The 14,630-nt window shown below is 34.3% G+C and carries 13 protein-coding genes and 1 tRNA gene; 2 read left to right on the plus strand and 12 right to left on the minus strand.

Features of this window, described 5'->3' with window-relative positions; translation table 11 throughout:
* Positions 1-110: 110 nt before the first annotated feature.
* The 8 genes from GGR10_RS00515 to GGR10_RS00550 all read right to left on the minus strand — a co-directional run bounded on the left by GGR10_RS00515 (position 111) and on the right by GGR10_RS00550 (position 7,663).
* Entirely contained in the window at positions 111-476 is a 366-nt protein-coding gene (locus GGR10_RS00515) for a response regulator (protein WP_010703753.1), read from the minus strand.
* 325 nt (positions 477-801) lie between these two features.
* Positions 802-1,614 carry an MBL fold metallo-hydrolase gene (locus GGR10_RS00520; RefSeq protein WP_182479444.1) on the minus strand — a complete coding sequence of 271 codons (813 nt, stop codon included), beginning with the start codon at positions 1,612-1,614 and terminating at the stop codon, positions 802-804.
* Between the two features lie 5 nt (positions 1,615-1,619).
* Entirely contained in the window at positions 1,620-2,393 is a 774-nt protein-coding gene (locus tag GGR10_RS00525) for a TatD family hydrolase (RefSeq protein ID WP_182479734.1), read from the minus strand.
* Positions 2,383-3,942: a methionine--tRNA ligase gene (gene metG / locus GGR10_RS00530; RefSeq protein WP_182479445.1), complete on the minus strand. Its 1,560-nt coding sequence runs from the start codon at positions 3,940-3,942 to the stop codon at positions 2,383-2,385. The genes GGR10_RS00525 and metG overlap by 11 nt, the downstream gene beginning before the upstream one ends.
* 60 nt (positions 3,943-4,002) lie before the next feature.
* On the minus strand, positions 4,003-5,058 hold the full coding sequence (locus GGR10_RS00535; protein ID WP_182479446.1) for a DNA polymerase III subunit delta': 1,056 nt from the start codon (positions 5,056-5,058) through the stop codon (positions 4,003-4,005).
* The gene (gene tmk / locus GGR10_RS00540; RefSeq protein WP_182479447.1) at positions 5,055-5,699 is read right to left on the minus strand and encodes a dTMP kinase; all 645 of its coding nucleotides are present in this window, start codon (positions 5,697-5,699) and stop codon (positions 5,055-5,057) included. The genes GGR10_RS00535 and tmk overlap by 4 nt, the downstream gene beginning before the upstream one ends.
* A 619-nt stretch (positions 5,700-6,318) precedes the next feature.
* Entirely contained in the window at positions 6,319-7,209 is an 891-nt protein-coding gene (locus tag GGR10_RS00545) for a septal ring lytic transglycosylase RlpA family protein (protein ID WP_182479448.1), read from the minus strand.
* A gap of 378 nt (positions 7,210-7,587) precedes the next feature.
* Positions 7,588-7,663 (minus strand) — tRNA-Lys (locus GGR10_RS00550).
* 914 nt (positions 7,664-8,577) lie between these two features.
* Between GGR10_RS00550 and lexA the strand changes: the two genes are divergently transcribed.
* Positions 8,578-9,291, plus strand: a complete 714-nt coding sequence (gene lexA / locus GGR10_RS00555; protein ID WP_182479449.1) for a transcriptional repressor LexA — start codon at positions 8,578-8,580, stop codon at positions 9,289-9,291.
* Positions 9,292-9,566: 275 nt separating this feature from the next.
* Positions 9,567-10,880 carry a 30S ribosomal protein S12 methylthiotransferase RimO gene (gene rimO / locus GGR10_RS00560; RefSeq protein WP_182479450.1) on the plus strand — a complete coding sequence of 438 codons (1,314 nt, stop codon included), beginning with the start codon at positions 9,567-9,569 and terminating at the stop codon, positions 10,878-10,880.
* 1 nt (position 10,881) lies between these two features.
* Here rimO and ttcA read toward each other — a convergent pair whose 3' ends face one another.
* The 4 genes from ttcA to GGR10_RS00580 all read right to left on the minus strand — a co-directional run bounded on the left by ttcA (position 10,882) and on the right by GGR10_RS00580 (position 14,467).
* Positions 10,882-11,670 carry a tRNA 2-thiocytidine(32) synthetase TtcA gene (gene ttcA / locus GGR10_RS00565; protein ID WP_182479735.1) on the minus strand — a complete coding sequence of 263 codons (789 nt, stop codon included), beginning with the start codon at positions 11,668-11,670 and terminating at the stop codon, positions 10,882-10,884.
* A gap of 356 nt (positions 11,671-12,026) precedes the next feature.
* Complete coding sequence (gene rpsD / locus GGR10_RS00570; protein WP_010703743.1) at positions 12,027-12,644, minus strand: 30S ribosomal protein S4; 618 nt, start codon at positions 12,642-12,644, stop codon at positions 12,027-12,029.
* A gap of 178 nt (positions 12,645-12,822) precedes the next feature.
* Complete coding sequence (gene murI / locus GGR10_RS00575) at positions 12,823-13,635, minus strand: glutamate racemase (protein WP_182479451.1); 813 nt, start codon at positions 13,633-13,635, stop codon at positions 12,823-12,825.
* Positions 13,628-14,467, minus strand: a complete 840-nt coding sequence (locus tag GGR10_RS00580) for an RNA methyltransferase (protein ID WP_182479452.1) — start codon at positions 14,465-14,467, stop codon at positions 13,628-13,630. The genes murI and GGR10_RS00580 overlap by 8 nt, the downstream gene beginning before the upstream one ends.
* Positions 14,468-14,630 lie beyond the last annotated feature (163 nt).

Consider the following 14,630-nt stretch of genomic DNA (forward strand, 5'->3'; position numbering starts at 1 on the left):
ACCCCACTTTTAGTGGGGTTTTTTAATAGTATATTAAAAAACTATTTTTGAAAATTACACTCTCAGTTTATCTTCCTATTACCATTAAAAAAGAAAACTGAATAACAACTTCAGTCTAAAAAAGACTTCAGCATTGTAATAAAATGCGGAACAGAAATAGGTTTTGACATATATTCCTCACATCCACTTGCACGAATGCGCTCTTCATCCCCCTTCATGGCAAAAGCTGTTACAGCAACAATAGGAATAGATTTAAGTTCTTCATCCTCTTTTAGTTGTTTAATAACATCAATCCCTGAAACTTCAGGCAACTGAATATCCATAATAATAAGAGAGGGCTTTGTCGAGCGAGCTAGATCTAATGCAATAAGACCATTACGTGTTTCAACGGTTTCATAGCCACTCACCTCTACAAGATCACGGAATAACTTCATATTCAGTTCGTTATCTTCTACGATCATGACTTTCTTTAACATTAATATAAATTTACCCTTCTATAAAAATAGGAAATATAAACAAAAATGCATATTTTCTTTTTCTAATTTTTCTACACAAACCTTTTTTGTAGCGCTATAGTACCTAGAAAATTGTATTGGATCCACTTCTCAAAAGAAATATATTGACACTTAATTTTGCAAAAAAGAGAGAATAATTATTGTAAAGAATATGTAATATACACTGTAATTGTTAGATAAAGCCTATAACTTTGTTTAATTTAGTTTGCTTTCAATTGACATTAAAACTCAAATTATTCTCTATTTCATGACTTTATTGTACGCAAATTCAATAATTTTATATATTCTAGAGTACATTTGTTTCAAAGGTAAGACCTTGATAAGCAGGCTCAACGTTTGGTGGGACGTAATTTAAAACATCATTATAATCAAGCGAATTATCCATATGAGTTAATATAGCTCGTTTAGGCTTTAAATACTTTATCCAATGCAATGCTTGATCAACCGAAAAATGACTTGGATGGAGCTTAAACTGAAGAGAGTCAATAATTAAAACATCTAAATCCATAAGGTTTTGTAATGCTTCCGCAGGAAATTGATTTACATCTGTACAGTAAGCAACATTGCCAATACGAAAACCCAAAGAGTTAATAGCACCATGAAATTGTAAATGTGTGTTAAAAGTAATTGCTCCACCCTGCCCTTGAATTGTAAATTCACTGTTTTCATTTATAAGATGTGCCTTTAAAATGGGGGAATAATTGGAACCCTTTGGTGTTTGAAAACAATAACCAAAAGACTCATTAAGATACTTTAACGTAAATGCATTTGCATAAATATCTATTAAACATTTTTGGGCAAGCGCATAACTACGTAAATCATCAATACCATGAACATGATCTGCATGAGGATGTGTATAGACAGCAGCATCAAGATGGTTAACATGCGATTTTATCATTTGTGATCGAAAATCTGGGCCTGTATCAATAACAACTGTTGTTTTCTTTCCCGATTTATCAATTCGTTCAACTAAAAGAGAAGTTCTATAGCGTTTATTTTTCGGATTATTCGGATCACAAGCTCCCCAATAACCATTGGGACGCGGTACTCCTGGAGACGAACCACAACCCAATATCGTAAATCGGTAACAATCAAACATTCTTTTTATTTCATTTTGCTAAATAAACGAAAAGCATTTTGTGTTGTTATCTGAGCGATTTCTTCAATACTTAAGCCGAGAGTTTCAGCCAAAATAACCGCTATATGACGCACAAAAGACGGCTCATTTGTTTGTCCACGGTAAGGAACAGGTGCTAAAAATGGTGAATCTGTTTCAATTAACAAACGTTCATGAGGCATAATTTTTGCTATTTCACGAATTTCGAGTGCATTTTTAAAAGTGAGAATACCTGAAAATGATATATAGCCACCAAGCTCAATACCAGCACGAGCAAGCTGCATGCCAGACGAATAACAATGAAAAATAAATGGAAATTCCCCTTCTTTCATTTGTTCACGTAATATTTGCTCCATATCAGCATCCGCATTACGTGAATGAATTACAAGAGGTAGCTGTGTTTCCCGAGAAGCAATGATATGTTCCTGAAAACTCTTTTTTTGTTCTTGTGGTGAACTATAATTATAATAATAATCAAGCCCAGACTCACCAAATGCGACAATTTTAGGATGTTTTGATAAACAAATAAGATTTTCAGCTTTAATATTTTGTTCTTCACACACATGATTGGGGTGAGTACCAACAGAACAAAAAACCTGTTCATAAGCTTTTGTGATTGCTAAAAGTTTATCCAACTTATGAACATGTGTCGAGATTGTTATCATACGTCCAACATCAACAGCTAAAGCCCGTTGAATAACACCATCCAAATCCTGAGCAAAATCTTCAAAATCAAGATGACAGTGCGTATCAATCAACATCATTCACATCAGCTTTCTTAAAGACATAACGGGGAAAAATCGGCACAGGTAACGGAAGATTTTCACCTTCTTTAATTTTTGAATCTCTTATATGATGTAATAAGCGATCTTCTTTAGCAATTGCAAGACTATCAAGAAGTTTAGCAGCTGATTGAGGAATAAAAGGCAAAAGCATAATACCTATCCGTCGCAAAACTTCCAAAGTTACATAAAGAACTGTAAAAAATCTTTCTGGATTACTTTTACATAAACTCCAAGGCTCCTCACTGGCAAAATAGCGGTTAGCATCTGCTACAACTGCAAAAATAGCTGAAAGTGCTAAATGTGGTGCCTGGCGTGACATAGCTTGGCGTGCAACCTCAATTACTTGAAGAGATTGTTCTAAAAGTTGTTCATCTTGAGCTAAAAATTCAGTTGGCGCAGGAATTTTTGCGTCACAATTTTTTTGTATCATGGATAAGGAGCGTTGTGCTAAATTGCCAAGATCATTAACAAGATCTGCAGTGATACGATTTACGAAACTTTCGTGATTATAACTACCATCTTGCCCGAATGATACTTCACGAAGAAAAAAATAACGGACTTGATCAAGGCCATAACGATCAATTATTTCAAAAGGGTCAACTACATTTCCAACGGATTTTGACATTTTTGCACCGCGATTTAACAAAAAACCGTGCGCAAAAATACGTTTAGGCAATTCAATCCCAGCTGACATCAAAAACGCCGGCCAATAGATTGCATGGAAACGAATAATATCTTTGCCAATAATATGAGTACTTGCAGACCAAAAATGACGTTTTTTTGATGTTTCATTAAAAAAATCAATTGCTGTAAGATAATTTGTAAGCGCATCAACCCAAACGTACATTACATGCTTTGAGTTATTGGGGACACCAACTCCCCAATTAAAATTCGTCCGAGAAATGGAAATATCTTTCAACCCTGATTTGATAAAACTTATAATCTCATTACGCCGTTCATTGGGAGCAATGAAATCAGGATATTTTTCATAATGCTCAAGAAGAGCTTTTTCATAACGAGAAAGCCTAAAAAAATAACTTTCTTCTTCATTCCACTCAACCGGAGATCCTAGCTCTTTTTCACGACGGATTCCATCTTCCCCAATTTGGGTATCCTTTTCTTCATAATAAGATTCTTGACGAACCGAATACCAACCGGCATAACGATCAAGGTAAACATCTCCATTAGCTTCCATTTTTTTCCAAATCGCTTGACAGGCTCGGTGATGCCTTTCTTCTGTCGTGCGAATGAAATCATCGTTAGAACAGTTTAACTTTGTAAGCATTTTTTGAAAGATAGCACTGTTACGGTCTGCAAGTTGCTGAGGTGTTATGTTCAATGCCTCTGCTGCCTGTTGCATTTTGAGACCATGCTCATCCGTGCCAGATAGAAAAAATACGTCTTTACCGTCTAATCGTTGAAAACGGGCTAAAGAATCACTCGCAATTGCATTATAAGCATGCCCAATATGCGGAGCACCATTAGGATAAAAAATTGGAGTTGTTATATAATATGTGTCACGCATGTTATACCCAGTTGAAACATAAAAAAGGATACAATGACATAACGCCTATTAATTACATTGTCACGGAAAAAGCTTAGATTCGTGAACGATCTTATGAACTTTAAAAAGTAGATTGATAATAAATTGCTTTTTATCAAGATTAAATGATTGCAGTTGTGCTATTTCCTGATAAATCTCTTGCCATGTTTGTGCATATTTTTTTGAAAGAGTGAGAATCCCCTTTTCAGCCAAAATAATAGTTCTTTTTTGAATCTTATCAAGAATTTCATCACAAAATTGCTGAAATTTGACATCCGAATCTGATGACGAAAGTGTCTGAGCAAGATTGTGAACAAGAGCTAGATTACAAACTGATTGTTCTAAAAAACTATCGATGCTTTGAAGAATTTCAAGCCCACCATAACACGTAAGTAAGAGCGCTTTTCGAGGGTTTCCTTGGGATTTTTGAACAACCATTTCCATAGTCTCTTTATCAGCCCCCCCCTGATCAGAAAGAATATGTGAAATAACCTGTTTCATCTCATCATCACACAATGGTCGCAAAAAGATTTGTTGACAGCGTGAGCGAATTGTCGGAAGTAATTTTCCTGAACAATGTGTAATAATAATAAATAAAGCCTTTACTGGAGGCTCTTCAAGCATTTTAAGAATTGCATTAGCAGCACTTCTACTCATATCATCTGCAGAATCGATGATAATAATACGCCATCCACCATCTTGCGATGTTTGGTTCAAAAAATGTGTGACATCGCGGATATCATCAATTGATATACTTGTTTTGAATTTTTGTGTTTTTAAATCAAAATGGCGAGAAACGTGTATAAGACCAGGATGACTACCCTGCATTATCTGGTGCCATACAACTGAATCATGTTCTGGCTGCAAAAAACCACTTTCTTGATTACTTAAAATATTCCAAGCAAAGTGAAATGCTAATGTTGCCTTACCAATCCCCCTCTCTCCTTCAAATAATAATGCATGATGTACACGCCCTTCTTTACGTATTTGTGCCAAAAAGTGACGAACTTTTTTGTGACCAATGATGATATTATTTTGTGATGGTGATAAAACCCCTTCGATATCGTCATATTGGCGCAAAAAATTGATATCACTCATGTCACATGACCCAATATTAACTGATGACAGATATCTTTTATTTGTGATGCTATCGTTTCTACTGCACAGGTTGCATCAATTACACGAAATCTAAAAGGTTCATTTCTAGCCAATTGGAGAAAAGCTTGTCGTCTTTGCTCTTGAATATTTAATTGATCTTTTTCGAAATAATCGATCTTTTCAATTTCTTTCCTTCGTAAATCTGTGCGCTCCATACCAAACGTTGCTGGTATATCTAACAAAAATGTCAAATTGGGCATAACTGTACCCAGACCGATACGTTCTAAAACAGAAAGAAGGTGAGAATTCACCTTATTATTAAGCCCCTGATAAACCCGCATAGAATCAATAAAACGATCACATAAAACAATTTTTCCTGCCTGCAAAGAAGGTAAAATAACTTCACTAACATGGTCAACACGTGCTGCTGTAAATAAGACTGCTTCAATGAATGCACCATATTGTTCCGTATTACCTGATAATAAAACATAGCGCATTGCTTCAGCACCCGCTGTTCCTCCAGGTTCTCGGGTTATAACAACATCATAGCTTTTGCTACGAAGATATTGCGCAAGCAAAGAAATTTGAGTCGTTTTGCCCGCTCCTTCTCCTCCTTCAAATGTAATAAAATAACCTGACACGTATAAACCTTAATTCCTTACTTTGGCTTATATTATAAGTATTTTTTTAAGCATCCAATTGTTATTTTATAAAGCGCATTTTAAAAATAAATAAAATATTACTTCAATTGTCATTAAGTTTACTAATGAAAATAGGAAAAAGATAATATTATTCTGTTTTTTAATATTATCATGCACCATCAATTATAGCGATCATGGTGTAGAGATTTTAAATTTTGCGCTTTTATCTATTAAACATTAATTCCAAAATAAGGAAAAAACTTTAATGTTATTGCTATTATGCGGTTGTTTCCTCTTTGCTTAGAAAATCAGCATAAAAAGCAGATTGTACAAAAAAAGAGGTTATTTATTTTTCACAAAAAATATATTTATAGATTAAAAAATTTTTATGTTTTTCTTATAATTATAAAAATTATTTTATAAAATACATTATATTATTAATATAAACATATTATATATTATACATTTTTTTGTTATATAGGATTTGCTTATAATATTTTATTCAGTTATTGGCTTGCTGTAAATATATTTAATTTAGCTTTGTTTTTTATATTTCCTTAGATCATTTGCTACTTCTTTATGCATATCGCAAAAAATACAGCGTTTTTTCTTAAGATAATTACAATAGGCTTATTCCTGAGTTTTCTTTATTGAGTTTATGAGCAAAAGCTAGTTGATTAAGTGATGTGGGTTTATTAATCAAAACAGGGCCAATATCTGGTAATTTTATCGGAAAAGTTCCAATTGATTGTTTTGGATTTACTGCAGCCTTCATCAGCTGTTTTTGGTGACCTGTATTAAACGCAAAAAATACATTATCTTCCTTATCTTCTAGAGTATTTGCTAATGCTAGCATCATAGATGAATTATAATCTCTAGATGTATAAGAGGCCATTAAAAAAGCACTATCATAATCATTTACAGGCGCTTTACTGACATACTCTACTTTAACATTCGTCACCCCTTTATTGACATAACCAAGAATCGTTGCAGCTTGTTTGGATAAATCAATAATTCTATCTTTTATAAAAGGACCACGGTCATTTACCCTAACAATAATAGAAGAGCCATTTTCTAGGTTTGTAACGCGAGCATAACTAGGCAAAGGCATCGTAGGATGGGCAGCAGTTAAGAGATTCATATCATAGATTTCACCATTTGCAGTTAAACGCCCATGGAAATCTGAACCATACCATGATGCTTGACCAACACGTTTATAAGTTGGATCATCTTCTGGATAATACCATTTTCCTTTTATTTGATAAGGTTTACCAACAACAGCTCTACTGCCTTTATTTTTTGATTTATGCTGTGTATTTAAAGCCTTTTCAGGTACAGTAATGGCCTTTGCTGCCTTTACCTTAGGTGTTGTATTAGTAGGACTTTTCCCTGCAAATTGTGTTGTTTGATTTGCACAAGCTGTTAATAAACCAACAGCAGCAATCATAGGCACAAATTGAAATATCATTTTACCAACGGAGGTTAACTTTCTTTTACTATTTAAAAGCATTTATCAGCCCGCTTACCCTTCTTCAGCTTTTATTGTAAATATGGAAATTACATTCTTTGTGTACGGTAGAAAAATTTATACCCATGAATGACTATATTCGTTAGATTTATGGTATTCTAAAAATCAATCTTTCATCAAGCTATTAACGTAATATAAAAGAATATTTGTTATAATTTATGAAAGGTGATGTATGCCTAAGGTTGATAAGAATTAAATAAAATCAATAAGTTATAAATATAAAATCAGAAACAAAACATCATAATATAAACTGTGAATTAAGCCGAACTTACTTTATATGAATAATAGAAGGGTAGGTATAATTTACAAATAGCATAAATAATTTTTACCAATTTACGAGGAATTTGGAAACATTATTTATGGTGAGCGCGCAGGGATTCGAACCCTGGACCTACTGATTAAAAGTCAGTTGCTCTACCAACTGAGCTACGCGCTCCCACACAATTATTTTGCTTGTGGAAAATGAATGGGAACATACGGTCGACTTTTCATTTGGTCAACACCTTTTATGAAAAAATATCATTTTTTACTTTGTTTATCAAAATACTGTTTATTGCACCCAACTTTCTTACTATTTTATGCACTCTTTTAGGATACAAAATAATACATAACAGCATATTGTACTCTTTACACCCATTAATATAGGTAGAAGATATGCTTTTCAGTAAATGCAAATGACATCATTCAAATGAAAACAGAATATTAATGATTCAAATTTTCAAGAATTCTTTGCTTCTTTTTTACACAATTTTAGTATGACTTAATCTTTCAAATAGTAGCTAACATTGTTGTGAATTAATCATTTGATAAAGTGATTCTAGCTATGCAATTCGTAACTGGCTACACTCAATTGAAAAGTTGTTCTTTAATTGATCTATTATTATAATAATAAAGTAGGCAAAATATTTGAGTTTATCTCTATAAGGTAGAGATAACATTTTTCAAAAGCTGATCATAAAATCATACGAAAATTATTTATTCAACCTGAGAAAAGTCTTGGTTGATACCCAAAAATCACACTAAAAACTATAATTATGTCTATTAAAAATAGAGCCTAATATAAATTAAAGTTTAAGAAATTTTCTATCCATCAATGATCATTTATATTCTTACCTAAAAAATGATATTCTACATATAACTACAAAATATAAATTTGACGAGTAATATATACGAATATTGTCAGATAAAAAACAAATGACCCCACACTCTTTATTTCTAGGCTCAAATTTCTAGACTCAAAAATAAAGTAAAGAGTTTTGTGTTATTTTATAAAAAATTGTAGAATAATCATAAAATACTTATGTTTTGTCTTCTATTTTTTCTTTTTCGATTTTTTGATTGGAATGTTGAATGCTGACATGTAAACAATATGAACTACTTTTATTCATTCACAATCATATGAAAGAAACTGGTGTTCCCCCCACCTTTGATGAGATGAGAAATGCATTAGAGCTTGCTTCAAAATCCAACATCCATAGACTTATTACAGCTTTAGAAGAGCGTGGTTTTATACGTCGTTTACCAAACCGTGCTCGTGCAGTAGAAGTTATCCGACTTCCTGATAAAATAACATTCGATCTTTCCTCTGCACGTAAAATTTTTCCAAGTATGGTAGAAAAAAACAAAAAGAAAATATTTCAAGACCTTGATAATCTTGATCATTCTGACACGAAAAACAAACAAAATATTACTATCCCTATTATGGGCCGTATTGCTGCTGGCGTACCTATTTCGGCAATACAGCAGCAAACAAATACACTTTCTCTTCCACCAGATATGATTGGTTTAGGTGAGTATTATGCCCTGGAAGTTAAAGGTGATTCTATGGTTGAGGCAGGTATTATTGATAAAGATACTATAATTGTTAAACGTCAAAATACAGCAACACAAGGTGAAATTATTATTGCATTAATTGATAAACAAGAAGCAACTTTAAAACGTTACCGGCGTAAAGGGCTTTCGATTGCATTAGAAGCTGCAAATCCTCATTATGAAACGCGCATATATAAGCCTGAACGTGTTCATATACAAGGCAAACTCGTTGGGCTTATTCGTCATTATTAAAAGACAAAATCGTTGAAAATATAAATAAACAGCTGTGTACGTTTTGGAAATGTTTATATATACAAAGTCGTCACCGTGATGACTATAGATAACGCTATTTATTAGCGTTTTTGTCTTTTGTATTCTGTGTGCTTGTGATTATAAATAAGTTTACATAACTTTGTAGCAAAATGTATCAAATGCGTCTAAAAGTTAAAGAGTATGCAGACATTATTCCTAAAAAATAGGAATAATGGATCAGTTAGATTTTCGTTAAAGAATTACAAGGATTAATTATGGCAGCACCTCGCATTAGTTTTGTTTCTCTCGGTTGTCCAAAAGCACTTGTAGATTCTGAGCGTATTATTACAAGTCTTCGTTCTGAAGGTTACGAAATCTCACATAAGCACCAAGGAGCGGATCTCGTTATTGTTAATACCTGTGGTTTTCTTGATTCTGCACGAACTGAATCACTCGCTAATATTGAAAAAGCTATCAAAGAAAATGGAAAAGTTATTGTAACTGGATGCCTTGGTGCTGAACCTGAGGTTATCCGTCAAGCACATCCTAGTGTATTAGCTATTACTGGACCACAAGCATATGAAAACGTCATACAAGCAGTTCATACAGTCGTTCCTCCAGTCCATGACCCCTTCGTTGATTTAGTTCCTCCGCAAGGTATCCGCCTTACACCCCGCCATTATGCTTATTTAAAAATTTCTGAAGGATGTTCTAATCGATGTAGTTTTTGTATTATCCCTGCTTTGCGCGGTAATTTGGTCTCTCGCCCTATAGACGATATTCTCCGCGAAGCAGAAAAGCTTGTACAAGCAGGCGTAAAAGAACTCTTGATTATTTCACAAGATACTAGTGCTTATGGTATTGATATTAAATATGCTGAAAGCTCTTGGAAAGACCGCACAATAAAAACTAAATTTTTAGATCTTTGTCGCGAACTAGGAGATATGGGTGTTTGGGTGCGTATGCACTATGTTTATCCTTACCCTCATGTTGATGCAGTTATTGAACTGATGGCTGCAGGAAAAATCCTCCCTTATTTAGATATCCCTTTTCAGCACGCATCACCAACTGTTTTACGCAATATGAAACGCCCTGCTCATATGGAAAAAACGAATCGTAGAATTGAAGAGTGGCGAAAAATTTGTCCAGATCTCACTTTGCGATCAACATTCATTGTTGGTTTTCCAGGAGAAACCAATGAAGATTTTGAGATGCTTCTTGAATGGTTAGAAGAAACAAAAATTGAGCGTGCTGGTTGCTTTAAATATGAGGCAGTAAAAGGTGCTGCTGCAAACGATCTTGAATTAGGAAACGTCGCGGAAGAAGTGAAAGAAAGTCGTTGGCATCGCTTTATGGCAAAACAACAACAAATTTCTGCCCGTCTTTTAAAGAAAAAGATTGGACAAAGGCTTCAAATCCTCATTGATGAAAGTCAAGGTAAAGTGGCTAAAGGCCGCAGTAAGTATGATGCTCCAGAAATAGATGGTGTTGTTCATATATCATCACGGCGACCACTTCGTAGCGGTGAATTTGTTACTGTTAAAATCGAACAATCCGATGCCTACGATCTTTATGGTATTGCTGTTTAAATTATAGTAAAGTATTAAAAGCGAAAAGTTTTTTATCAAGCAAATGACTTGGGCGTACATTTGTTAAAGCACGAATCATAGTATCTTTTCGCCCTGGCATTCTTTTTTCGATATCATTTAGCATTTCTTTTATTACATTGCGTTGTAAACCACTTTGGCTACCACAAAGATTACAAGGAATAATAGGAAATTGCATTGCTTGAGAAAACTTTTTCATATCTTCTTCAGCTGCATAAACAAGAGGGCGCAAAACAAAAAGATCCCCCTCATCATTTATAAGCTTTCCAGGCATAGCTGCTAAACGACCACCATGAAATAAATTCATAAAAAACGTTTCTAAAACATCATCACGATGATGTCCCAGTACTAATGCAGAGCACCCCTCCTCACGTGCGATACGATACAAATGCCCACGCCGCAACCTGGAACAAAGCGAACAATATGTTTGCGTTGGTGTCAGCTTATCTGTAACAACTGAATAAGTATCCTGATATTCAATGCGATAAGGAATTTGATAACTATTCAAATAATGAGGAAGAATATGCTTTGGAAAGCCTGGTTGACCTTGATCAAGATTACAAGCTAAAATTTCAATTTGTAAAAGACCACGCCATTTTAAATCTAAGAGAAGAGCCAGTAAACCATAAGAATCTTTCCCACCGGATAAAGCAACAAGCCATTTTTTCCCTGAAGATAACATAGAGAAATCATCGAACGCTTGCCGTATATGACGTAAAAGTCGTTTACGTAATTTATTAAATTCTACAGTTGAAGGGGCAACTCGAAACATTGGATGGCAATCATCAATACTCTCCTCCAAAAGACCACCTATACCTACATTTTCCTATTGTTCGATATTACTTAAAAAGTTTAATTTATAATACTATACCCTATATAATAATACAATGGCTCACTCTCAATCATAATTACAAACAGCAACAAATATAACAGGATTTAAATTTATGCTAAATTCTGTCCGTAAATTGGATATCCATAATCAAAAAGATAAAAACGTACGTACTCTCTCGCAGAAAAAACTGATAACCTCAGCAAATTAATGATGTTATCAGTTCCAACGATTGCAAAACAACGTAGCTCTTTTAAAATACACAATCAAATTAGAGAGTGATAAACCTACTAAAAAATTTAGCGTGAATAAAATTCAACAACTAAATTAGGTTCCATGTGAACAGCATAAGGAACATCTGAAAAAGCAGGAATACGAGTAAAAGTTGCTTTCATTTTGCTATGGTCTGCTTCAATATATTCAGGTACATCACGTTCAGCTAACTGTATAGATTCTAAGACCAAAACAAGCTGCTTTGATTTTTCACGAACTTCAATAACATCACCTGGTTTACAACGGTATGACTGAATGTTGGTACGTCGACCATTTACATTGACGTGACCATGATTGATAAATTGACGAGAAGCAAAAATAGTAGGTACAAATTTTGCGCGATAAACAATAGCATCTAAACGTGACTCTAGAAGACCGATAAGATTTTCACTTGTATCACCACGACGACGAACAGCTTCTTCATAAATTTTACGAAATTGCTTTTCCGAAATGTCACCGTAAAATCCTTTTAATTTCTGCTTAGCACGCAACTGGATACCATAATCAGAAAGTTTACCTTTACGGCGCTGTCCGTGTTGACCAGGACCATATTCACGACGATTTACAGGAGACTTTGGACGCCCCCAGATATTTTCCCCCATACGGCGGTCAATTTTATACTTTGTTGATTCGCGCTTACTCATCGCATTTCCTTTACATAAAAAACAAGGTCAAAATATAGACCTCAAGGAAACGCACCCTCCTCTGCCTTCTAAAGTGAAGACTGACAGGATATCTCACACACAAATTTGAAAGCTATCCACGGGACACGTCAATTAATATTATTTTCTTAAAAGAAAAAGTTAAAATAACTTTATTCAATTATACTTTAAAGTCAACTCCCTTTACTATATTAAAACCAAACTTTTGTAATAAATGCTCAGTTGCAACTCCTATATTTTGCGATGTAAATAAAGCACAGTTTTCATATTGCTTTATGTTTTTATTTCGTATTTCCTCTAATAATAACGATCTGGTGCGCCTGGCTATAGCCTTTGCTGGATCAATCCAACTTACCGGCCATAAAGCCTGCTTGTGAAATAAATTAATTAAAAAAGGATAATGTGTGCAAGCCAAGACAACAACATCTGTATATTTGCCATTTTTCTTAACAAAGCACGGTAAGATTTCACGACGCAATTCTTTGTCATCGATAGGATTTCCACGTAAATAATTTTCAGCAAACCCTGCAAGTTTTGTGCTTCCTACAAGCTGGACATGGCACTGATTGGCAAAAGAATCTATTAATTTATGTGTATATGCACGTTGAATCGTCCCAGGAGTTGCTAACACTGAAATAAGACCTGACTTTGTCTTTTTAGCTGCTAATTTAATTGCAGGTACAGTTCCAACAAAAAGAACATTAGGAAATTTTCGTCGTAAATCTGTTATCACCAATGTAGAAGCTGTATTGCAGGCAATAACACATAAAGCAGGATTATAAAGTTTTAATAGATTTGTAAAAATCTTTAAAATGCGTTGTTTCAAAGCATCTTCACTCCAAATACCATAGGGAAATCCTGCATCATCAGCAACATAAATAAATTGGAATTCAGAAATAAGAGCGCGTACTTCCTCCACCACTGTTAACCCACCAATACCGCTATCAAAAAAAAGAAGTGGTCGCTCACTCATTAGTGTTTACACCTGTTGTGATTTTCTTTTTGCGATTACGCCCCACAGGTGCACCGCTACCCCGTGGAAATTGAGGTGAAAAATGATCTAATGAAGATATAACTCCCCGTAGCAGTCGAATTTCAGATTCACTCAATTTAGCACGTGTAAAAACAGAGCGTATATTGAGGACCATCACCTCTTTGCGTTCTTGCGGTCTAAAATATCCACGAGAATCCAAAGCATTTTCTAATTGCGATAAAAAACCGTGCAGCGTGGCTTTATCCGCTGATTTCATCTCTGCTACACGAAAAGCCGTATCGTTTAAATCATCTAAACCGGATTTCATCCATTCATAAGACATCAACAAAACTGCTTGGGCAATATTCAATGAAGCAAAAGCAGGATTAACCGGAAAAGTAACAATTTCATCAGCAAAGCTAATTTCGTCATTTTTAAGCCCCCACCTTTCTCTACCAAATAAAATACCTATTTTATGCCCAATACCTTCATGATAACGTAAAATACCTGCTGCTTCTACAGCACTTCTAACCGTCTTAAAACCACATCTTTTACGTGCTGTTGTGCCCAAAACATAATTTAAATCTGCGATTGCGTCATATAATGTATTAAAAACTAACGCATTATCAATAATATGATCAGCTTTACTGGCTGCAGCTCTAGCTTTTTCATTTGGAAATACTTCTCGTGGTTTAACCAGCCGAAGATTAGATAGTCCAAAATTTGCCATCGCTCTTGCCACCATACCAATATTTTCTGGCAATTGCGGCTCAACTAAGACAATAATTGGACCATTCATTATATTTTGACGACTCCTATTTGTCCCAGCCATTTCATCTCACCGATCTTCATAAATCATATCTCTATAGCTATTTTTTTCTGCAACTCAACCTCTCAAATCAATACTCCATGAAATAACCTTTTTAGTGACAAATTGTAGTCAATTTTATCTCCTCAATAGAAATTCATTGATTTATCTAAAAAAGGATTAAGTA

The sequence above is a fragment of the Bartonella chomelii genome (genome assembly GCF_014138465.1).
Lineage (GTDB): Bacteria > Pseudomonadota > Alphaproteobacteria > Rhizobiales > Rhizobiaceae > Bartonella > Bartonella schoenbuchensis.

What these genes read in the sequence shown, in the direction of transcription:
- GGR10_RS00515 (WP_010703753.1), bottom strand. Translation starts at nt 476, where the DNA reads ATGTTAAAGAAAGTCATGATCGTAGAAGATAACGAACTGAATATGAAG.
- GGR10_RS00520 (WP_182479444.1), bottom strand. Translation starts at nt 1,614, where the DNA reads ATGTTTGATTGTTACCGATTTACGATATTGGGTTGTGGTTCGTCTCCA.
- GGR10_RS00525 (WP_182479734.1), bottom strand. Translation starts at nt 2,393, where the DNA reads ATGTTGATTGATACGCACTGTCATCTTGATTTTGAAGATTTTGCTCAG.
- metG (WP_182479445.1), bottom strand. Translation starts at nt 3,942, where the DNA reads ATGCGTGACACATATTATATAACAACTCCAATTTTTTATCCTAATGGT.
- GGR10_RS00535 (WP_182479446.1), bottom strand. Translation starts at nt 5,058, where the DNA reads ATGAGTGATATCAATTTTTTGCGCCAATATGACGATATCGAAGGGGTT.
- GGR10_RS00545 (WP_182479448.1), bottom strand. Translation starts at nt 7,209, where the DNA reads ATGCTTTTAAATAGTAAAAGAAAGTTAACCTCCGTTGGTAAAATGATA.
- lexA (WP_182479449.1), top strand. Translation starts at nt 8,578, where the DNA reads ATGCTGACATGTAAACAATATGAACTACTTTTATTCATTCACAATCAT.
- rimO (WP_182479450.1), top strand. Translation starts at nt 9,567, where the DNA reads ATGGCAGCACCTCGCATTAGTTTTGTTTCTCTCGGTTGTCCAAAAGCA.
- ttcA (WP_182479735.1), bottom strand. Translation starts at nt 11,670, where the DNA reads ATGTTTCGAGTTGCCCCTTCAACTGTAGAATTTAATAAATTACGTAAA.
- rpsD (WP_010703743.1), bottom strand. Translation starts at nt 12,644, where the DNA reads ATGAGTAAGCGCGAATCAACAAAGTATAAAATTGACCGCCGTATGGGG.
- murI (WP_182479451.1), bottom strand. Translation starts at nt 13,635, where the DNA reads ATGAGTGAGCGACCACTTCTTTTTTTTGATAGCGGTATTGGTGGGTTA.
- GGR10_RS00580 (WP_182479452.1), bottom strand. Translation starts at nt 14,467, where the DNA reads ATGGCTGGGACAAATAGGAGTCGTCAAAATATAATGAATGGTCCAATT.